This is a genomic window from Methylobacter marinus A45 (assembly GCF_000383855.1).
GTDB classification, from domain to species: Bacteria; Pseudomonadota; Gammaproteobacteria; order Methylococcales; family Methylomonadaceae; genus Methylobacter; species Methylobacter marinus.
In genome coordinates this window covers 4,500,116-4,519,390 of record NZ_KB912877.1, presented here as the reverse complement: position 1 = coordinate 4,519,390, position 19,275 = coordinate 4,500,116, and the positions used below count along the sequence as shown (strand labels likewise).

General features: G+C 55.5%; 17 protein-coding genes. 11 read left to right on the top strand and 6 right to left on the bottom strand.

Annotated elements, in window-relative coordinates; translation table 11 throughout:
* Positions 1-20: 20 nt before the first annotated feature.
* The 4 genes from METMA_RS0121185 to METMA_RS0121170 all read left to right on the top strand — a co-directional run bounded on the left by METMA_RS0121185 (position 21) and on the right by METMA_RS0121170 (position 3,702).
* Positions 21-1,001, top strand: a complete 981-nt coding sequence (locus METMA_RS0121185) for a 2Fe-2S iron-sulfur cluster-binding protein (protein ID WP_020161120.1) — start codon at positions 21-23, stop codon at positions 999-1,001.
* Between the two features lie 234 nt (positions 1,002-1,235).
* A complete protein-coding gene (locus METMA_RS0121180; RefSeq protein WP_020161119.1) occupies positions 1,236-1,577 on the top strand; it encodes a hypothetical protein in 342 nt (113 codons plus the stop codon).
* A complete protein-coding gene (locus METMA_RS0121175) occupies positions 1,574-2,170 on the top strand; it encodes a c-type cytochrome (RefSeq protein WP_020161118.1) in 597 nt (198 codons plus the stop codon). The genes METMA_RS0121180 and METMA_RS0121175 overlap by 4 nt, the downstream gene beginning before the upstream one ends.
* On the top strand, positions 2,167-3,702 hold the full coding sequence (locus METMA_RS0121170; RefSeq protein WP_020161117.1) for a cbb3-type cytochrome c oxidase subunit I: 1,536 nt from the start codon (positions 2,167-2,169) through the stop codon (positions 3,700-3,702). The genes METMA_RS0121175 and METMA_RS0121170 overlap by 4 nt, the downstream gene beginning before the upstream one ends.
* 135 nt (positions 3,703-3,837) lie before the next feature.
* Here the strand turns inward: METMA_RS0121170 and METMA_RS0121165 are convergent, their stop codons facing one another.
* From METMA_RS0121165 to METMA_RS0121150, 4 genes are all read right to left on the bottom strand, one after another.
* Complete coding sequence (locus METMA_RS0121165; RefSeq protein ID WP_020161116.1) at positions 3,838-4,626, bottom strand: pentapeptide repeat-containing protein; 789 nt, start codon at positions 4,624-4,626, stop codon at positions 3,838-3,840.
* 93 nt (positions 4,627-4,719) lie between these two features.
* Positions 4,720-5,625 (bottom strand): hypothetical protein, encoded by a 906-nt coding sequence (locus METMA_RS0121160; protein ID WP_020161115.1) that lies wholly within the window; start codon positions 5,623-5,625, stop codon positions 4,720-4,722.
* Positions 5,626-5,999: 374 nt separating this feature from the next.
* Positions 6,000-6,476 (bottom strand): DUF2939 domain-containing protein, encoded by a 477-nt coding sequence (locus tag METMA_RS0121155; protein WP_027147517.1) that lies wholly within the window; start codon positions 6,474-6,476, stop codon positions 6,000-6,002.
* Positions 6,477-6,546: 70 nt separating this feature from the next.
* The gene (locus METMA_RS0121150) at positions 6,547-7,089 is read right to left on the bottom strand and encodes a hypothetical protein (protein ID WP_020161114.1); all 543 of its coding nucleotides are present in this window, start codon (positions 7,087-7,089) and stop codon (positions 6,547-6,549) included.
* Between the two features lie 570 nt (positions 7,090-7,659).
* Here METMA_RS0121150 and METMA_RS27250 point away from each other — a divergent pair.
* The 4 genes from METMA_RS27250 (at position 7,660) to METMA_RS0121125 (ending at position 11,493) form a co-directional block, all read left to right on the top strand.
* Positions 7,660-8,133, top strand: a complete 474-nt coding sequence (locus METMA_RS27250; RefSeq protein ID WP_156830578.1) for a hypothetical protein — start codon at positions 7,660-7,662, stop codon at positions 8,131-8,133.
* A gap of 109 nt (positions 8,134-8,242) precedes the next feature.
* A complete protein-coding gene (locus METMA_RS0121135) occupies positions 8,243-8,494 on the top strand; it encodes a hypothetical protein (protein WP_040590754.1) in 252 nt (83 codons plus the stop codon).
* A 51-nt stretch (positions 8,495-8,545) separates the two neighbouring features.
* On the top strand, positions 8,546-10,237 hold the full coding sequence (locus tag METMA_RS0121130; RefSeq protein ID WP_020161110.1) for an FAD-dependent oxidoreductase: 1,692 nt from the start codon (positions 8,546-8,548) through the stop codon (positions 10,235-10,237).
* A 182-nt stretch (positions 10,238-10,419) separates the two neighbouring features.
* Positions 10,420-11,493, top strand: coding sequence for a class I SAM-dependent methyltransferase (locus METMA_RS0121125; RefSeq protein WP_020161109.1), 1,074 nt, complete (start codon positions 10,420-10,422; stop codon positions 11,491-11,493).
* A 58-nt stretch (positions 11,494-11,551) separates the two neighbouring features.
* Here METMA_RS0121125 and METMA_RS0121120 read toward each other — a convergent pair whose 3' ends face one another.
* Positions 11,552-12,277, bottom strand: a complete 726-nt coding sequence (locus METMA_RS0121120; protein ID WP_020161108.1) for an SDR family NAD(P)-dependent oxidoreductase — start codon at positions 12,275-12,277, stop codon at positions 11,552-11,554.
* A gap of 119 nt (positions 12,278-12,396) precedes the next feature.
* Between METMA_RS0121120 and METMA_RS0121115 the strand changes: the two genes are divergently transcribed.
* The 3 genes from METMA_RS0121115 (at position 12,397) to METMA_RS0121105 (ending at position 18,936) form a co-directional block, all read left to right on the top strand.
* On the top strand, positions 12,397-12,777 hold the full coding sequence (locus tag METMA_RS0121115) for a DUF2784 domain-containing protein (RefSeq protein WP_020161107.1): 381 nt from the start codon (positions 12,397-12,399) through the stop codon (positions 12,775-12,777).
* A gap of 46 nt (positions 12,778-12,823) precedes the next feature.
* Positions 12,824-17,989, top strand: coding sequence for a RecQ family ATP-dependent DNA helicase (locus tag METMA_RS0121110; RefSeq protein ID WP_020161106.1), 5,166 nt, complete (start codon positions 12,824-12,826; stop codon positions 17,987-17,989).
* 149 nt (positions 17,990-18,138) lie between these two features.
* Positions 18,139-18,936, top strand: coding sequence for a GNAT family N-acetyltransferase (locus METMA_RS0121105; RefSeq protein WP_232216403.1), 798 nt, complete (start codon positions 18,139-18,141; stop codon positions 18,934-18,936).
* 98 nt (positions 18,937-19,034) lie between these two features.
* Here METMA_RS0121105 and METMA_RS0121100 read toward each other — a convergent pair whose 3' ends face one another.
* Complete coding sequence (locus METMA_RS0121100) at positions 19,035-19,217, bottom strand: PLDc N-terminal domain-containing protein (RefSeq protein ID WP_020161104.1); 183 nt, start codon at positions 19,215-19,217, stop codon at positions 19,035-19,037.
* Positions 19,218-19,275 lie beyond the last annotated feature (58 nt).

Here is a 19,275-nt window from a genome sequence, read left to right as displayed (position 1 = left end):
AGAAAGCTTGGGTATTGGCCATGAAGAAAATATCGCTAGGTGATCAAGTCAGTTTTTGTTATGAGGGCGAAACCGTTCTTGACGCCTTGTTGCGCGATAATATCGACATTCCGAACAGTTGCAAGCAAGGGGCTTGCCAAAGCTGCATGGTGCGCAGCCTGGATGTTGAGCCGCCAGTGGCCGCGCAAAGCGGCCTGAAAGATGTATTGCGCAAGCAGAAGCATTTTCTGGCCTGCCTGTGTTATCCGGAACAAGACATGGCCATTACCCTAAGCCAACAGCCGGAGTTCTTTACCGAGGGCACGGTGATGGAAAAACGACCGCTGAATCAGGAAACCCTGTTGTTGACGGTCGAATGCAAGGAACCACTGGATTTTTATGCCGGCCAATTCGTCAATCTCAAACGCGTAGACGGCCTGATGCGCAGCTATTCAATCGCAAACAGCCGGCTGCACGACAAAAAATTAACCTTTCATATCCGCCGCCTGGCGGGCGGACGATTCAGTGAATGGGTTCATCAGGAACTGCTGGTCGGCGATAAAATCGCCGTTTCGGACCCGCAGGGGCTTTGCTATTATCTGCCTACCCGATTCGAACAAAACATGCTGTTGATCGGTACGGGCAGCGGCCTTGCACCGTTAGCGGGCATCATAACCGAAGCATTGCAACAGGGGCATACCGGAGATATTCATCTATTTCATGGCAGCCGTGAAATGGATGGGCTTTACTGGATTGAAGAAATGTTGGAACTGGAACGGCAATATCCGAATTTCCATTACACGCCCTGCGTATCGCGCGGCGACTCGCCCGAAGGCGTGGCGGTAGGCCGTGCCAATGACATCGCCTTGAGCCGGCTGCCTGATCTGAAAGGCTGGCGAGTCTTTCTGTGCGGGCACCCGGAAATGGTCAACGAGACAAAAAGACAGGCCTATCTTAACGGCGCGAGCCTGAAAGACATTTATGCGGATGCCTTTCATGTGGCATCCACTTCGCTTGATTGAGCCGATCGTCCATGAAGGCGCGGCCTCAATAGATAAATTTCTTGTATTTAGCCGGGTGGCGATAGTGTGTTGCGGCTGAGTTTTGCTTTTTAGTGTCGCAGGGCTTAGAGGTTTTGCTTGTTTCCCGCCGAGATGGACAGTAAGCTGTGAAAATTGTAGGGGTGAATTCATTCGCCCATAATCGTTACCATAAGTTCGGTGGCGATTTTTATTACCGACCTCTTTCAACCGGCCATGATTGAACCCGTTGCTTTAAAAGACTTCTTTATCACGTTCTTTTCCTCGGCGTTGATCATTCTGGCCGGCGCCGCTTACGCGCTGCTGTTCGCCTGGTCCAAAATCAACTCACATACCGGTATCAAAATAGGGGCTCTGGCGGCTTATGCCGTGCTGGTTGCGTCAGTGCTCGAACTGACACGGGCTGCGCAATTTCAAGGTTATTGGCTGATTATTTCCGTGGCGATGGTGATCGGCTATTTCTTTGCACCGATCGGTATCTGGCATCTGTGCGTTAAAACGCATGGCCATCCTGATGATACCTCAATAAAAACAAAAATACAGGAGGATGAGCAATGAACGAAACACCGCTATGGGCTTCGGAATCATTCTGGAAAAAAACCGCCATTTGGGTCACCGCCGGATCGTTTGTGATTCTGATCGTATTGACGATGGATTCGTTGAGTCAGACCACGGCGGGCGGCAAGCGGGTGCCGCCTTATTCGGTCATCAACAAGAAAATCGACTACCGGTTCAACAAGGAACTCAATAAATCAGTGCCGGTCATCGGCGGAGATGAGTTTTTATTCGGCAAGCAGTTGAGCGAACAGGAAGCCGAGCAGCTGGTCGATCTCGGCAAGAAAACCGCTCAGAGCAGAAACTGCATGAATTGCCATACCATTCTGGGCAACGGCGCTTATTACGCGCCTGACCTGACCAAGGCCTGGCTGGATCAGGGCTGGCTCTCGAAGGAGTTGCGCGAGGATCTGATGGTCAAGTTTCTGATGAATCCCGAGAGCAATGCCCGTACCTTCGGCAGCAACCGCAAAATGCCCAATCTGGGCATCACCGAGCAGGAAGCGGAAGGCCTGGTCGCGTTTTTAAAATGGATGTCCAGTATTGATACCAACGGTTTTCCGTATAACTTCAAGACCATCGAAGCGGAGGAATGATCATGAACACGCCCCAATTAGACAACGTCATTCCCAAACCGGCTTCGGTCCTGGATAAGGCGCGAATTTACCGGGACAAATTCAAAGCCTGGGTAAACCTCGACAGCAGCAATCTGACCGCCGGACAACAACTGGCCGTCAAATATTTCACCGTGGCGGTCATTTTGTTTGTCGCCCAGATACTGTTCGGTCTGCTGTCGGCCCTGCAGTTCATCTATCCCGGTTTTCTGTACGGCATTCTGGATTTCAACGTCAACCGCATGGTGCACATCAACGCCATGATCGTATGGATGCTGTACGGCTTCATCGGCTCTATTTACTGGCTGATCGAAGACGAAAGCGGCACCGAGATCGTTGGCTTGAAATGGGCCAATATCGCCTTCTGGGTGCTGACCGGCGCCGTCACGCTCGTGGTGCTGGTCTATCTGTTTGTGCAGGTCGGCCCGGGCAAGGATTCCAGCCTCTGGTTCATCAACGAGGGCCGCGAGTATATCGAGGCGCCACGCTGGGCCGATCTCGGCATTACGGCGGTGATGCTGGTGTTCTTCTACAATGTGGTGGCGACGTTCAGCAAGGGTAACTGGTCCGGCATCGCCGGGGTTCTGGTTCTGGACCTGATTGCGCTGGTGGGGCTTTATCTGGCCGGCATGTTTTACATGACCAATATTACCCATGATCAGTACTGGTGGTGGTGGGTGATTCACCTGTGGGTCGAGGCGACCTGGGAAGTGCTGGTCGGCGTGATCATGGCCTGGTCGCTGATGAAACTTCTGGGCGTCCGGCGCAAGATCGTGCAGACCTGGCTGTATATCGAAGTCGCGCTGATGTTCGGTTCCGGCATCCTGGGGCTCGGCCATCATTACTTCTGGATCGGCATGCCAGAATACTGGCTGTCGGTAGGCGGCTTTTTCTCGGCGCTGGAGCCGATTCCGCTGGTCGCGATGGTCGTGCACGCCATTTACGATTCCGGCGTGCACGCATTCAAAACGGTCAATCATCCGGCGCTGGCCTGGGTCATCGCCCACGCCTTCGGTAATTTTTTCGGCGCCGGCGTCTGGGGCTTTATGCATACATTGCCCCAGATCAACCTGTACACGCACGGCACGCAGTGGTCCGCATCGCACGGGCATCTGTCATTCTTCGGCGCTTACGCCACGATCAATATCGCCTTCTTTTATCTGGCGATCCAGCAGTGGCGAGGCAATGTCTGGATGGCCGCCGGCACCCGGCATGCCTGGCGCTGGAAATGGGCCTTGGGTCTGTTGAATGCCGGTGTGGTCGGCATGACCGTCGCGCTGCTGATCGCCGGTTACGAACAGTCGTTTATCGAGCGGGCCGTGGAAGGCTCGACCTGGGCCGGATATTTTGCCGCGCAGAACCAGCCCTCGTTTCAGCATGCCATGAACTGGCGCATGTTCTTTGGCTTGGTGACGGCGGCCGGCCTGGGGTTGCTGGTATGGGATTTACTGACGATCGGCAAGTATGAGGAGCGAAAAGCCGAGAAAGTGGTCGAGAAAGTGATCGTCCATTAAAGCGGCGTTTGTCTGTCAGCGCCTCCGGCGGACGCGCTGACAGAGGCATTAAAACGAAATATCCCACTGCATCCGGGCTCTTTCCTCGGACTGTTCCAATAGGCGGCTGCCATTACTTTCATGCCTGAATGGCGATTAATCAAACACAGCGGATTCGATGCCCTTGCTGGAATCCAGGCCTCGCAGTGTTGCCTTGTCTTTAATGCGGTTAAATTTCGTGCCGGTCACTGTGCTGTTTGTGAAATCGGCATCCTTCAAGCGCGCGCCCGATAGATCGGCACCCGTCAGATCGGCGCCGGAAAAATTGGCTCTGGAAAGATCGGCGTCGAATAATATCGCATTTTTCAGCTTGGCTCCGGACAGATTGGCCATTCGCATCAGGGATTTGTTCATATTGGCGCCGGACAGATTGGCTCCGGACAGATTGGCATTATTCAAGCTGACCCGCATCAAGCCCATTGGCTGGTTTTTCATATCGACGCCCCAGTCGGCATGCGACAGGTTGGCATGGCTGAGATTCGCCCGGTCAAGATTGGCGATAAACCGGCTGCCGGCCAGATTGGCGTGGCTCAGATTGGCGCCGACCATGTGCACGCCGAAAACACTGGTATTGGACAAATCAGCACCGGAAAGATTGATCTTCGACATGACGGTCAAATCCAGGACCAGGCCCGATAAATTACTGTTGCTCAAGTTGCTTCTGCGCAGGTCCGCGCCCCACAGGTCGGCATGCCGAAAGTCCAGTCCGGACAAGTCCAGGTCGGTCAGGTCCTTTCGGCGCAGGTCGGCAGGATGCGCCTTGTCCGCTTTAGCAAGCAGCTGTTCTATGGCCGCGCGATCAAAATCGGCCGCTGATGCCGACAGGCAAAACAGTCCGGCCGCCAAGCCCGGACCGAACATACGGAATTTCGAATACATGTTCATTTTGCATGGCTCCTGAAGTAACTCAATCAGTCAAAAGTAAGAGCCGGAACTCTACCGGCAGTTCACAGGTATTGCAAATTGTCTCTTGTGAGATCAATGCTCCTGTTCGTTTTTCTTTTTCTCTCGCAGTTCAGGCAAGTACCGGTGCACTTTAATCGAGGGCAGAAAAACTTCATCCTGTATTTCGACATCGATACGTTTCAGGCGCAAGGGTTTGTTCTCCGGATTTTCCGACAAGGCCCGGAAGCGGGGCAGGGAGGTGTGCTCGGCGGCCAGGAAAAAGACCGGCCCGACTGCCATGCAGACTTTTCGGCGCAAAATTCTGTTTTCATCGAACCAGGCAATATTGGCGCGTGGATGATTAGAGGGCGGCGAGACTTGCGCCAGAGGTTCATCGAACGGAATCGTGGCCAGCAGTTTCAGTTGCATTTTCAAGCCGGCGATATAGGCCGCTTCACCGCCGCCGCTAATTTTCTTTTCCAGCAGATGCTGCGCATCGGCCACGCTCAGTCTCGATACCATGCGGGAGCGGAACCAGGTAAAAGAAATCGATTCCAGGGCATGGGGAAAATAGAAGAATTTCCGGCTTGCCTGGCGGCGGCTGAAACGGGCATATCCCATACGCTCCAAGGCATATTTCGACAGCGGCATCTGGGTCTCGTCCAGCTTGACCAAAATCTTGTCCATGCGCATTAGCAAGCGCTGCAAACCGTGACGCAATTGATTTACCCGCTCAATTTGTTCCATCGTGGCCAGATCGGTCCCGCACATGCCAATGTAATTGAGCGTCTCTCCAGGCTTCATTTCGTCATTGGCATAGACTACCAGTTTAATAAAGGCCGCCAACTGTTCGCGGTCCGCCGGCGCGTCAAAGTGCTGCGCCCATAACGGGTAGTGATGTTGCTCAAGCAAGCGGTCGCTCAACGCCTGCTGTTCGGATAACAATTGCTTTAAGATCTTGTCCAGCTCGGCTCTGAGCTCAGAATGAATAGTAGGCATGGAAATCTCCTTCTTGGATATATGCAAATTACATTTATATCATAGACATATATGTAAGGCATAAGAAATATCTTATTTGGCTTTCACAGCATTAGCGCGAAACTGTTAAGGCCTGAGGTACCCGGGGGGGGAACAGCCGGGGGTTACCTAATGATTAATTATTTAAATCGCACGGAAAGGCAGTCTATTTACGTATTTCGATGCCTTCGATAGTGTCCATTATCGCCATACTTCGAAAGCTTCAGACTGGCCGCGTGTCATGAAAACTGAAGCTCAGGATGACGGACGACCTGAATCAGTTGCCGCCGGTCTTTAGTCCCGGTTACCGGAGTCTGAGTTCTCTTAACAGAGGGAAGACTATGTCTTTGACAAAATTACCCGGCTTTTTCGATGGCGACAATCATCCAGGAGGAATAGCCCGTCCTCTCCAGGGTGATGACCGTATCATCGTCAAAATTGACCCTGACCTTATTGAAATCGACATACTGGAAGTCATAGGCAAACATACCTTCGGGCTTTTCCTGATTTTTTCCCTTGCTGGTCAAAATCACTTTGACGACTTCCGGAGTGGTCCCGGTATCGATAATCGAACCGAACATTTGATTGCCTATGGCCGCGCCCATCCGGAAGAACGGATTGCTTGGCTGGGCTATCTGCCCGATATTAGCGCTGACGGCAGCCTTGGTATTGGTTTTGAGTTTTTCAAAATCGATGTATGCCGTTAAATGACCGGGGTCTTTTTCAAAAAGCACCTCGCGGAATTCCGTCATGAATAAAGAAGGGCTGAAATAGGATCTGGCAATAACGGCAAGCACTAACAGGCTGCCGGCTAATAATTTCAATTTGAACATTTGTTTTTTCAGTTTTTAAATGAATCAAGGGCGCTGTAGTCTGTGAACAGCGCTTACAGGGATGGAAAAATTATCGTCTTAGCATGGCGGGATCGGAAACCGGGTCCATGACTTCGAAATCGCTTGGTGAGTCGCCTGGCAATGCGTTATCGATCGAGGTCTTTCGGCAGGTCATGGCGACAAACTCCATTTTTTGTTTAAGCTCATGGGGCGGTGGCGTTCCAGTGTTCTGGATTTTTTCCAACAACTTGAAATCGTCATAGCTCAGGCGGCCCACCATATTCTTGCTGGCGCAGCCGCAATAGTCCATGATCAAATTTTCAGGGACGCCGTAATTGGCAACGGACGTGCGCTGGCTTTGATAACAGTTGGCATAAATGGATTGTACAAGCTGCTGTTCAAAAGCTGTTGTGCCAGACGGAGTGCGGGTATCGTTCAACGCCGGCGCGCTGCCGTACTCGCTGCCGTAGCCTCTACCGTAATCTCTCTCGGAATAGCCGTCGTAATCTCTGTAATCCCTATAACCGCTATAGTCCCTATAATTCCTGAAGTCTCTGCCGTACTCTTCTCCCGAGGCGATAAGCGGATAACCCTGCAGCCCTGTCAGCGCCAAAGCAGGCAGGATTAAGTATCGCCGGATGTCAAAAGGCCGTTTATATTGATTAGAGACAGGCAATACCCTAATGAACACACTGCAAAGCAGTAAACAGAAAAGCGTGATTCCAGGCATGGTTTAAGAGCGCGGCAAAAGAAAAAATAATGTTTTTAAAACGTGAAGCGGCAATATCTAAAAATCATCCTGTTATTCTATATCAATACAAGTTATATGTTTGCGCGTGCAGACTAAAAAACTGATAAGCCTTTCTCAAAAGTAACTTTTATTAGCCGGGATTGAGCAAATTATAAGATACTTGAATTCAGATAATCATTGGTTGAATATCAATAAACGTGCATTCTGCTCTGCTGTTAAGATTTGCCGGATGCTTATCCCGGATATTTCATGAAACCACAGAGAACACGAAGAACACGAAGAAAATCATGGCGTTATCATTTACCACCGATAACTTCATAAGCTCATCATGAAATATTTGCAAGTAATTGAATTGAAAAGCCTTCGTGTACTTCGTGTCCTTCGTGGTGAAATATTCAGGTTATTTATCTTTAATTTCTATAGGCGAGAACCATGAAGTTGCCAGTTATTCAAATGCTCTGCGCCGTTGCGCTCTCAGGCGCTATCGGCGTTGCGTATGCTGATGAGGGTAAGGACGAATCAGGAAAGGGAAGGGAAAAAGGCCGGTATTCCTTCGAGAAAGATCGGGGGCACGAGAGAGGCCGGCACGATGACCGTTGGGAAAATGATAATCATGGATCTTACTTCCATGAGCATGGTTATACCCATCTTGACATTCCCCCGGGTCATTATCCGCCTCCGGGCGAATGCCGTATCTGGTATCCCGATCGTCCGGCCGGACATCAACCGCCTCCCGGAGATTGCGGTCATGTTCCTCCCGGCGCCTGGGTAATTCATCACCCGCGTGATATGCCGGGGCGCGTGCATATCAATGTGTATGAGCCCGATTATCCCGGCAGGAGTCATATCGTCGGCGAGTTCGATATCGGCTCAGGTCAATTCATACGGATAATCCTGCAGGATTGATGCTCAAATTACCGGTAAATATCCAGTATTTATTTTCAAGGTTGCCACTATGCCGAGTTGGAGAATTGAAATTTCAGACGCTTCAGGTCAAGCAACATGGCTTGATCTTATGGATATTCAAGGACCGTTAAACGAGTGGCGAGCTGTCGATACCGATGCTTTCCTGCCAGACAAAGGGTATTTTATAAACCAGTTTAAGCGGGTCGTCCCGTCCGAGCAGCCTTCCTGGTTTCTCAGCGATTTCGATATTGACGAGGTACAAGTCGGCTCGACCGGTTGGGGCGAAGTTTTGAAGAACAAGGGCTGGTTTCCCGAGGGTGAGGTACAATGGAAAGTCCTGTCTCCGATTAGCGACGGCTGACTTAACCTGAAAACATAATCAGCTAATCACTTAATCAGGAGATTTAAGTTCATGAATGCAGCAAAAAAACGTATTCTCATCATCGGCGGCGTAGCCGGCGGCGCCACCTGTGCGGCGCGTGCGCGCAGGCTCTGCGAAACCTGCGAGATCGTCGTGTTCGAACGGGGGCCGCATGTATCTTTTGCCAACTGCGGCCTGCCTTATTTCGTGGGCGATGTCATCGAGTCGGAAGCCAAACTGCTGGTGGCCAGCCCGGAGTTGTTCCAGCACCGATTCAACATCGAAGTCCATACGGAAACGGAAGTCACACGCATCGACCGGCAGGCCCGAATGATCGAAGTACGCGATCTCAAGACCGGCGCCACGCGGGAAGAATCGTATGACGCGCTGGTCCTGGCCACCGGCGCCCAGCCGATTCGTCCGCCCCTGCCTGGCATCGATCTGCCCGGCATTTATGGATTGCGCAACATCCCCGACAGCCGGAAGATCAAGGCCGCCGTCGAGCATGCCTCGCGCGCGCTGATCGTGGGCGGCGGCTTCATCGGGCTGGAAATGGCTGAAAACCTGGTCGGGCTGGGGCTTGAGGTGACTCTGCTGGAACTGTCCGATCAGGTCATGCCGCCGCTGGATTCGGAAATGGCCGGCTACGCCGCCGAACGCCTGACAGCCAACGGCGTCAAGCTGAGATTGGGCGAAGCGGTCGAGGCCTTCGAACAACTCCCCGAGGGCGGCCTGAGCGTGCGCACGTCGAAGGGCGCGACACTGAGCACCGATCTGGTCATCCTGGGCATCGGCGTGCGCCCCGATGCCGCGCTGGCCCGTGATGCCGGGCTGGAACTGGGCGAACTCGGCGGCATCCGGGTCGATCCTTACCAGCGCACCAGCGATGAAGCCATCTGGGCGGTAGGCGACGTGGTGGAAGTGAAAAACAGGATTTCCGGGCAGTGGCAGCTCGTGCCGCTGGCCGGCCCGGCCAACCGGCAGGGGCGCGTGGCGGCCACCGCCATTCTCCATCATTTCGCATGCCAGGAGATTGGAACGCAGCCGCCTCTGGATTTCGAGGGCGTGCTCGGCACGGCCGTGTGCGGCGTTTTCGGACTTACCGTCGCCTGTACCGGCGTTAATGAAAAGCAGCTCCAGCGCTCCGGCATGGATTTCGAGAAAGTCTATCTGCATCCCGGTCACCACGCGAGTTATTTTCCGGGCGCCCGGCCGATCCACATCAAATTGCTGTTCGCCAAAGCCGACGGCCGGATTCTGGGCGCACAGGCCGTCGGCGAGCTTGACGTGACGCGGATCATCGATGTCATCGCCACGTCCATGATACAGGGGGCTTCGGTGTATGACCTGGAAGATCTGGAACTTTGCTACGCCCCCCAGTTCGGCGCCGCCAAAGATCCGGTCAACATGGCCGGCATGGTGGCCGCCAACCATCTGCGCGGCGATCTGCAGCTGGCGGATTGGGATGCGCTGGGCTCCACCGCGGCCCTGCTGGTGGATGTCCGCAGCGAGACCGAGTACGCCGGCGGTCATATTCCGGACGCACAGAACATTCCACTGGAATCCCTGCGCGACCGGCTGCACGAATTGCCCCGGACGCGGGAAATCTGGCTGATCTGCGGCGTCGGGCAGCGGGCCTATTACGCGTATCGTCTCCTGGAGCAGAACGGTCTTCAGGTAAAAGTGCTTTCCGGCGGCATGCAGACGCATCAGGCTCGGGCGCGGACCGGCGGTCTATTGTAAATAGAGGTTGCCTGGCAAACGGTAGATGGATCTGATCGCCTATCCGCCAGCACAGTCCAATGATACAATCATCGGCGGTCATAGGCGGGGTTCCGTGATAAACACGTTTTTAGTCAGCCACCTATCACTTTACCTGCATCCATGGCCACCTCAACTCCATTAATAAACACAAGGCACGAAAGATGGCGATACGCTCAACAGATATCGATGAAAGCAAACTGGAACAGTTGCAGGGTAAAGTGATCGGCGATGTGGCCGGGTCATTGGGCTTGCTGATAGCTTATATCGGCGACAAACTGGACCTGTACAGCGCTTTGGCCGAAATCAGCCCCGCAACCAGCCAGGAGCTGTCCGACAGCACCGGCATGGATGAACGTTATCTCAGGGAATGGCTTTCCGCCAATGCGGCAGCCGGGTATGTGAATTACGATGCCGCTGCCGGCAGATTTTCCTTGTCGCCCGAGCAGGCCGTCATTTTTGCCGCCGAGGGTCATCCGGCCTGCATGCAAGGCTTCTTCCAGGCGGTCATGTCGGCTTATGTCGACGAACCCAAACTGACCGAAGTTTTCCGCTCCGGCAAAGGCTTGCCCTGGAGCGATCATAGTCCCTGCCTGTTCTGCGGTACCGAGCGCTTCTTCCGGCCCATGTATGCCATGAATCTGATCGATTCATGGCTGCCGGCGCTCGATGGCGTCCGGGAAAAGCTGGAAGCCGGCGCCCGAGTCGCCGACATCGGCTGCGGGCACGGTTCCTCGACCATCCTCATGGCGCAGGCGTTCCCTAATTCGACTTTTCATGGCTTCGACTATCACGAACCGTCGATCGAACATGCGCGGGAACGGGCTCGAGCCGCGGGCGTCGCAGGCAATACGATTTTCGAAGTCGTGACGGCGAAGGAATATCCCGGGAAAGACTACGATCTTGTTACGATGTTCGATGCGCTGCATGACATGGGCGACCCCGTCGGCGCGGCCAAACATATCGCAAGCACCTTGTCCGAGAGCGGATCATTCATGCTGGTCGAGCCGTTTGCCGGCGACAGTCTGGAAGAAAACCTCCATCCTCTGGGGCAGATTTATTATTCGTTTTCAACGATGGTATGCGTGCCCGCGTCCAAGTCTCAGGAGGTCGGCCTTGGCTTAGGCGCCCAGGCCGGTCAAAAAAGACTCACCGAAGTGCTCAATGCCGGCGGCTTCAGCCAGGTGAGGCGCGCTGCGACGACGCCGACCAATCTGGTGCTTGAGGCAAAAGTCTAGAAGCCCGTATGCGGCTCAGGTTTGCCGGCATCGATGCCGGCAAACCTGAGCATTTGAATCAATACTCCCAGGCGCCTGCAACCGTGATCAGTGAACCGCTCATGGATTCCGGGCTGTTCCACACCAGCCAGGCAGCGGTCTTGCCGATTTCGTCAGGATGTACGGGGCGGCCGTAAGGGATTTGGCTCGCCATCTGTTGACGTTCCTCCGCGCTGATATGGCCCTCTTCGACCAGTCCGGGACAGATCGCATTAACGCGGACCTTGTGCGGAGCCAGCGCGACGGCCAGGCTTTTGGTCAAGGCGGCGACACCGGTTTTGGCGGCGCAGTAGCCGGCCGACATGGGCCAGGCTTTGATGTTTTCCACGCCGGAAAAAGCGAAGTTGATGATCTGCCCTTGATTGCGGCGCAGTTCATCCAGCGCGTAATGGCAGGCATAAAAGCAGGTGTGCAGATTCAGATTGATATCATCGAACCATTCCTGCGGCGTGACCTCCAGCACGTTTTTATAGACAAAGGGGCCGACGACATTGATCAGAACGTCAATCGACCCGAATTCCGACAGGGTTTGGGCAATCAGCGACTCGGCCTGTTCGGGCTTTGTCAGATCGCATTGAAACAGGCGGCTTCGGACATTTTTTGCATCCAGCCAGGCTTGAAGTTCACTGGCTTTGGCATGATTGGAATAATACTGCAGCGCCAATTGCAATGGCTGTTCAGACAAGGCTTTCGCAACGGCTATGCCGATATCCGAATTGCTGCCCGTTATTAAAATGGTTTTCATAAAAACTTGCCATGGTGAACAGAGGAAGGGACATTTTAACGTCAATAAGGGATTTTTGCGGAACGGGATGATTCCGTCAGGACTCCGAGCCCTTAAAGACATTCCATTAAAAAAGATCCATGTCAAACCAATTAGCCGCCGATCTGGTCGTATTGCTGCACTTCGCCTTCATTGTATTTGTCGTATTCGGCGGCCTGTTCGTTTTCAGATGGCCGTGGATCGCCTGGCTGCACCTGCCGGCTGCCGCATGGGGGGCATTCATCGAACTCAGCGGCGGCATCTGTCCGCTGACGCCGCTCGAAAACAGGCTTCGTGCCGCCGCCGATGGCGATACTTATGCCGGCGACTTCATCGACCATTACATCATGCCGGTGATTTATCCCAGCGGTCTGACGCACCAGATACAAATCGCGTTCGGCATAGCCGTCCTGATACTTAACGGCATCATTTATGGGCTGTGGCTTGCCCGCAGAAGGCGTTGTCCGCCTTGTAAACATTGATTTGCAATTGCTAGACTACAGCCTTCTTTACCGGATGAGGGTTTCAATGGAGTGGCACGCATTTCAAAACCGCTGCTGCAGCCTGGATCTGGAAACCGACAGAAACGGCGCCATCTTCGCCGTCGGCGCCGTTTTCAGGGACAAGGTTTTTCATCGCAAAGCGCCGTTCGACAGCCGCCGGGTGCTGGCCGAACTGGACGAATTCGCCGACGACGCCGAGTATCTGCTGGGCCACAACCTGCTCGATCACGACCTGCCGGTGTGCCGGACCGTCCATTCCGGTTTGAGGCTGTTAAACAAGCCCGTCGTCGATACCTTGTTCCTGTCGCCGCTCGCGTTCCCTGAAAATCCTTACCACCGGCTGGTCAAGAACTACAAGCTGGTGCGCGACAGCCTGAACGACCCGCTCGCTGATGCGCGGCTGGCGCTTTCGCTGTTTCAGGACCAGTGGCAGGCGTTGCAGGAACAGCATGGCGGCCTGCTGTCCTTTTATCATTACGCCTTTGCCGGCGATGCGCAGTTCGCCGGCTTGCAACAGGCTCTGGCTGCGATGGGCGCCGGACACATCGGCGCGCCCGCGGCTTTCGATGTGTTCAGGGATCTGACCCAAGGCAAGGTCTGCCGGACCGCGTTCAATAAGGTCATCCTGTCGTACCTGCCCGACCCGAAACTGCGCCCCGCGCTGGCGTATTGCCTGGCCTGGCTGCGGGTTGCCGGCGGAAATTCGGTGCTGCCGCCGTGGGTCCGGCAACGGTTTCACGATGTGGCGCCGGCGCTGGGCCAGCTGAGAGACATTCCCTGCGACAAGCCGGACTGCGAGCATTGCCGGCAAACCCATGATCCGGTCGCCCAGCTGCAGCGCTTTTTCGGCTTTTCCGCGTTCCGGCGTGAACCGGCTGCGACGGACGGCGGCAGCCTGCAGCAGGCGATCGTGCAGTCGGCCATGGCCGACAATCCAGTTTTTGCCGTGCTGCCGACCGGCGGCGGCAAATCGCTGTGTTATCAGCTGCCGGCGCTGGTGCGTTACCAGCGCCGCGGCGTTTTGACCATCGTCATTTCGCCGCTGCAGGCCTTGATGAAAGACCAGGTCGACAACCTGCGCAGCAAGACCGGCGCGCCCAATACGGCTGCGCTGTACGGCATGCTGACGGCGCCGGAGCGCGGCGAGGTGCTGAAAGCCATACAGATGGGCGATATCGCCGTGCTTTATGTCTCGCCGGAACAATTGCGCAATACGAGTTTCCAGCAGGCGATCAGTCACCGCGAGATCGGCTGCTGGGTGTTCGACGAAGCGCATTGCCTGTCCAAATGGGGCCATGATTTCCGGCCTGATTACCTGTACGCCGCGCGCTTCATCAAGGAGTTCTCGCAAAAACAGAAGACGCCGCTGCCGCCCGTGCAATGCTTCACCGCGACCGCCAAGCAGGATGTCAAGGACGAGATCATCAATTACTTCCGCGCCAATCTGGGACAGGAGCTAATCGTTTTCGAGGGCGGCGTGGAACGAAACAACCTGCATTTTGAAGTGCAGACGGTCAATCAGGCCGACAAATACCCGCGCATCAACCAGTTGTTATCGGAACGGCTGTCCGACGATCAGGGCGCTGCCATCGTTTACTGCGCCAAGCGCAAAAATACCGAAGCGGTTGCCGACTATCTGGTGCAGCAGGGCTGGCAGGCCGAGGCCTTTCACGCCGGCAAGGACGCGGCCGAGAAAAAGCACATCCAGGAAAATTTCATCAGCGGCACGACGCGCGTGATTACGGCCACCAACGCCTTCGGCATGGGCATCGACAAGGAAAACGTGCGACTGGTCATTCATGCCGATATTCCGGGATCGCTGGAAAATTACCTGCAGGAAGCCGGGCGGGCAGGGCGCGATCAGCAGGAGGCCGAGTGCATTTTGCTGTTCGACGAGCAGGATATCGATACCCAGTTCAAGATGTCGGCCATGTCCCAGCTGAGTCAGAAAGACATCGCCCGGATTTTGGGCGGTTTGAGAAAAACCAGGAAGGACAAGCAGGGCAACGTAGTGATCACGACCGGCGAATTGCTGCGCGACGACAATGTCGACCTTTCCTTCGACAGCGACGATCACAATGCCGACACCAAGGTGCTGACCGCCGTTTCCTGGCTGGAGCGGGCCGGCTTCATCGAACGCAACGAGAACCGCACGCAGGTTTTTCAGGGCCGGCCACAGGTCAAAAACCTGGCCGAAGCGGAGCAGAAAATCGCCGCGCTCGGCCTGTCGAAACGCCAGCGGCAACGCTGGCTGGCTATCCTGGAAGCGCTGATGAATGCCGAAAGTGATGAAGGTTTCAGCGCCGACAGCCTGGCCGAGTTGGGCGAATTCGCCGAGGATGCCGCCGACCGCGAGCAGGGCCGGCGCAACGAGACGGCCGGCCAGCGCGTCATCCGCACCCTGCATGACATGGCCGAAGCGGGACTGATCAGGAAAAGCCTGCTGCTGACGGCTTATGTCCGCTACAAGGTCGCCAATGCCTCGACAGCGATGCTGGACAAGATTTGCAGCCTGGAGCGGGCCATGCTGGCGTTGCTGCAGGAAGAGGCGCCCGATGCCGGAACCGACGACTGGCAGGTGCTGTCGCTGCGCCATGTCAACCAGCGCCTGCTCGATGCCGGCCATGAGGCCAGCAATCCCGAAGTGCTGCGCAGCCTGCTGAGCAGCCTGTCCCGGGACGGCCTGGGGCTGGCCGGCAACAAGGGCAGCCTGATTTTCCGCTATCGCGGCATCGATCAATACGCCGTCAAGCTGAACCGGGGCTGGCCGGCGCTGATCGCCACGGCCGAGAAACGGCAGGCCATCGCCAAGGTCGTTCTGGACAGCATCATCGCGCGCATCCCCGCCGGCACGCCGGGATCGGCCGATTTGCTGGTCGAATTCGCCGCCGAGGATCTGCTGGCCGGCCTGCAGGCCGATATGTTGGCCTTGTCGCAGGTCCGCGACCCGCTGGCGGCCGTCGAGCGGGCCCTGAATTTCCTGCATGAACAGCGCGTCATCACGCTGCAGAAAGGGCTGGCCGTATTCCGGCAGGCCATGACCATTCAGGTGCTGCCGGAAGCCAAGGGCCGCCGCTACAGCAAGGGCGATTACGAACCGTTGTCGCAGCATTACAGCGAGCGCGTATTCCAGGTGCATGTCATCAACGAATACGCGCGCCAGGCGCTGGATAAAATCGGCCAGGCGCTGGCCTTTGTCGTGGCCTATTTCTCGATGGACAAAAGCGAATTCGTGAAACGTTATTTCGCCGACCGCAAGGACGTGCTGGAACGAGCCACCAGCCAGCAGTCCTTTCAGCGCATCGTCGGCGATCTGCAAAACCCGGGCCAGATCGCCCTGGTGGCCGGGCATGAAGACGACAACACGCTGATCCTGGCGGGGCCGGGCTCGGGCAAGACGCGCGTCATCGTGCACCGCTGCGCTTACCTGCTGCGGGTCAAGCGCGTGCCGCCGGCCAGCATTCTGGTGCTGTGCTTCAACCGCAATGCCGTGACCGAACTGAGGCGGCGGCTGGCCGATCTGGTCGGCGACGATGCGCGCGGCGTGACCGTGCAGACCTATCACGGCCTGTGCCTGCGCCTGACCGGACACGCGATGAGCACGTCAAGCCATGATGCCGAGGCCGTGACTACACAGTTCGATGCGCTGCTGAAGGAGGCCGTCGATCTGCTGAGCGGCAACCGGCAACTGCTCGGCATCGAGGCCGATGAAACGCGCGAGCGCCTGTTGAACGGTTACCGCTTCATTCTGGTGGACGAGTATCAGGACATCGACGAGGACCAGTACCGCCTGGTCTCGGCCATCGCCGGACGCAGCCTCGACGACGACAGCAAGCTGACCATCATGGCGGTCGGCGACGACGACCAGAATATCTACCAGTTCCGCGGCGCCAACGTTGGATTCATCCGCCGGTTTCAGCAGGACTATCAGGCCAGGGAGCATTTCCTGGTCGAAAACTACCGCTCCAGCGCCCATATCATCGCCGCGTCCAATCAATTGATCGCACACAATCGCGACCGCATGAAAACGGACCGGCCGATTCGCATCAATCAGGGGCGCAAAACCCTGGACCCGGGCGGGCGCTGGCAAATGCTCGATACGCTGGCGCGGGGCAGGGTGCAGGTCATCACGGCCGATGACGAAGCGCATCAGGCGATGGCGGCGGTTGCGGAACTGTTGCGCCTGCGCCAGCTGGATGCGCGGCTGGACTGGTCGCATTGCGCGGTGCTGGCCAGTCAATGGGAATTGCTGAGTCCGGTCAGGGCGCTGCTGGAAGATCATGACATTCCGGTCAGCCTGATGCTGGATCGCAACAAACAGCCGCCGCCGTTCAGAGTCAGGGAAGCCGCGCGGCTGCTGGATGCGCTGAAACAGCGCGCGACGAAACTGGACAAGGCTTCGTATTGGCTGGATTTTCTGCGGCAACAACCGGAGGCGGACAGCCGCAATCCATGGCAGGAACTGCTCCTGCAAATACTGGCGGACTGGCAATGCGAAACCGCCGATGGCGAAGTCCCAAACCGGCAGACCCTGGAGTTTCTCTACGAAACGCTGGCCGCCCAGCGCCAGGACAGGCGGCTGGGCAGGGGCGTGTTCCTGAGCACGATCCACTCGGCCAAAGGCATGGAATTCCCGCATGTGCTGATCCTGGACGGAGGCTGGAGCCCGAACAGGCTTGAAGAACAACGGCGGCTTTTATATGTAGGCATGACGCGGGCGCGGGAAACCCTGTGCCTGATGCGGCGCGAAGACCAGCGCAACCCGTTTCTGGCTGCGCTAAACGGCGATTTTCTGCTGCGGCGCAACGCTGAAGCGGCGGACCAGCCGATGCCGCACACCGTTATGCGGCGCTATGCGATTCTGGGCATGCAGGACATCGATATCGGCTATGCGGGTGGTTTCATGCCGGGTCATCCGATTCATGATCACTTGTCCGCGCTTCGTTTCGGCAGCCGGCTGGTCATTGAAACCAATGGCGAAAAAGTGTTTCTGAAAATTAACGGAATTATTGTGGCGGCGCTGTCGCGGAAAGCCGCTGCGCAGTGGCGGGACAGGCTGGATGCCATCGAGTCCGCCACGGTACTGGCCATGATCCGACGCTACCGGGATGACGGCGAGGAAGGCTATCGATCCCGATGCAAGGTCGAGCAGTGGGAAGTGCCGATGGTGGAACTAACGTTGGCCGGCTGACAAACACTTAAGCCAGGCAGCTATATTTTTAATAAGTTTATTATATCATAGACATATTGAGCTATTAATAGACCACATGTTAACGGGCTACTCCAATGACTGACAAAAACTACACCATCAAAACGGCATCACCCGCTGAAGTGAGCATAATGATTGACTGGGCAGCGGAAGAGGGTTGGAATCCTGGGCTTCATGACGCCGATTGTTATCGTACGGCCGATCCGGACGGGTTCCTTATCGGCTGCCTCGGCAATGAACCCGTTGCCGCCATATCGGCGGTCAAATACGACGATTCGTTCGGCTTCCTCGGTTTGTTCATTGTAAAGCCCGCCTGTCGCGGTAAAGGCTACGGCCTGCAAATATGGAAAGCGGGGATAGACCGTCTGACAGGGTGCAACATCGGGCTGGACGGCGTCGTGGCCCGGCAGGAAAACTATAAAAAATGGGGCTTCAAAGTGGCTTATCGCAATATACGTTACCAGGGGACAGGGGGTGGCGAGCTTGATGAACATGACGGAATCATAAAACTGTCAACGCTGCCGTTTGCACAGATTGAATCTTATGACCGCCCGTTTTTCCCAACAAACCGGTCAACATTTCTCAAGTCCTGGATAAACCAGCCTGATTGTGCGGCTCTGGGCATTTTGCAGGATGGGCGGCTGACAGGTTACGGCGTCATGCGAAAATGCCGCTCAGGCTACAAGATCGGTCCTCTTTTTGCCGATAGTCCGGAATTGGCGCAATCGCTTTTCAGAGCGCTAAAATCCGAAGCCAGGCCGGATGAGCCGGTTTATCTGGATATCCCGGAAGTCAATCCGGCCGCCGTGTCACTGGCGGAGCGTCATGGTATGAATGTGGTGTTCGAAACGGCCCGGATGTACAGCGGCGAACAGCCTGATCGGTCGCTGCATCGTGTGTTCGGTGTGACTTCATTCGAATTAGGGTAATAAATAATACCAGTGGGAGAGATTTTAGTCCTGATCGTCATCAAGGCTAAAAGCCCGCCCGCTGGCTGGCAGCTTCTATCTCCATATCGACAAATCAGTTAATCGCCTTTTGGTCCCGCAAACCACCAAATGATCAAACCGACCACCGGCAGCATCAGGATCAAAACCACCCATAACACTTTCATTCCGGTTGAAGCACCGCTTTGAACGACTTTTATAATGGCCCAAATATCCAGGACGAGTATGATAAAACCAAGAAAACCACCAACTTCAATATCCATATTTCCTCCTCAACAGGTTAGTTTTTGATATGTAAGCTATCTTTCTCATCAGTTTCAG

Excerpts from the sequence above, each read along its gene's own strand:
- METMA_RS0121170 (WP_020161117.1), top strand. The coding sequence starts at position 2,167 with ATGATCATGAACACGCCCCAATTAGACAACGTCATTCCCAAACCGGCT.
- METMA_RS0121155 (WP_027147517.1), bottom strand. The coding sequence starts at position 6,476 with ATGTTCAAATTGAAATTATTAGCCGGCAGCCTGTTAGTGCTTGCCGTT.
- METMA_RS0121125 (WP_020161109.1), top strand. The coding sequence starts at position 10,420 with ATGGCGATACGCTCAACAGATATCGATGAAAGCAAACTGGAACAGTTG.
- METMA_RS0121180 (WP_020161119.1), top strand. The coding sequence starts at position 1,236 with ATGATTGAACCCGTTGCTTTAAAAGACTTCTTTATCACGTTCTTTTCC.
- METMA_RS0121110 (WP_020161106.1), top strand. The coding sequence starts at position 12,824 with ATGGAGTGGCACGCATTTCAAAACCGCTGCTGCAGCCTGGATCTGGAA.
- METMA_RS0121175 (WP_020161118.1), top strand. The coding sequence starts at position 1,574 with ATGAACGAAACACCGCTATGGGCTTCGGAATCATTCTGGAAAAAAACC.
- METMA_RS0121120 (WP_020161108.1), bottom strand. The coding sequence starts at position 12,277 with ATGAAAACCATTTTAATAACGGGCAGCAATTCGGATATCGGCATAGCC.
- METMA_RS0121105 (WP_232216403.1), top strand. The coding sequence starts at position 18,139 with ATGATTGACTGGGCAGCGGAAGAGGGTTGGAATCCTGGGCTTCATGAC.
- METMA_RS27250 (WP_156830578.1), top strand. The coding sequence starts at position 7,660 with ATGAAGTTGCCAGTTATTCAAATGCTCTGCGCCGTTGCGCTCTCAGGC.
- METMA_RS0121165 (WP_020161116.1), bottom strand. The coding sequence starts at position 4,626 with ATGAACATGTATTCGAAATTCCGTATGTTCGGTCCGGGCTTGGCGGCC.
- METMA_RS0121130 (WP_020161110.1), top strand. The coding sequence starts at position 8,546 with ATGAATGCAGCAAAAAAACGTATTCTCATCATCGGCGGCGTAGCCGGC.
- METMA_RS0121115 (WP_020161107.1), top strand. The coding sequence starts at position 12,397 with ATGTCAAACCAATTAGCCGCCGATCTGGTCGTATTGCTGCACTTCGCC.
- METMA_RS0121100 (WP_020161104.1), bottom strand. The coding sequence starts at position 19,217 with ATGGATATTGAAGTTGGTGGTTTTCTTGGTTTTATCATACTCGTCCTG.
- METMA_RS0121160 (WP_020161115.1), bottom strand. The coding sequence starts at position 5,625 with ATGCCTACTATTCATTCTGAGCTCAGAGCCGAGCTGGACAAGATCTTA.
- METMA_RS0121185 (WP_020161120.1), top strand. The coding sequence starts at position 21 with ATGAAGAAAATATCGCTAGGTGATCAAGTCAGTTTTTGTTATGAGGGC.
- METMA_RS0121135 (WP_040590754.1), top strand. The coding sequence starts at position 8,243 with ATGGATATTCAAGGACCGTTAAACGAGTGGCGAGCTGTCGATACCGAT.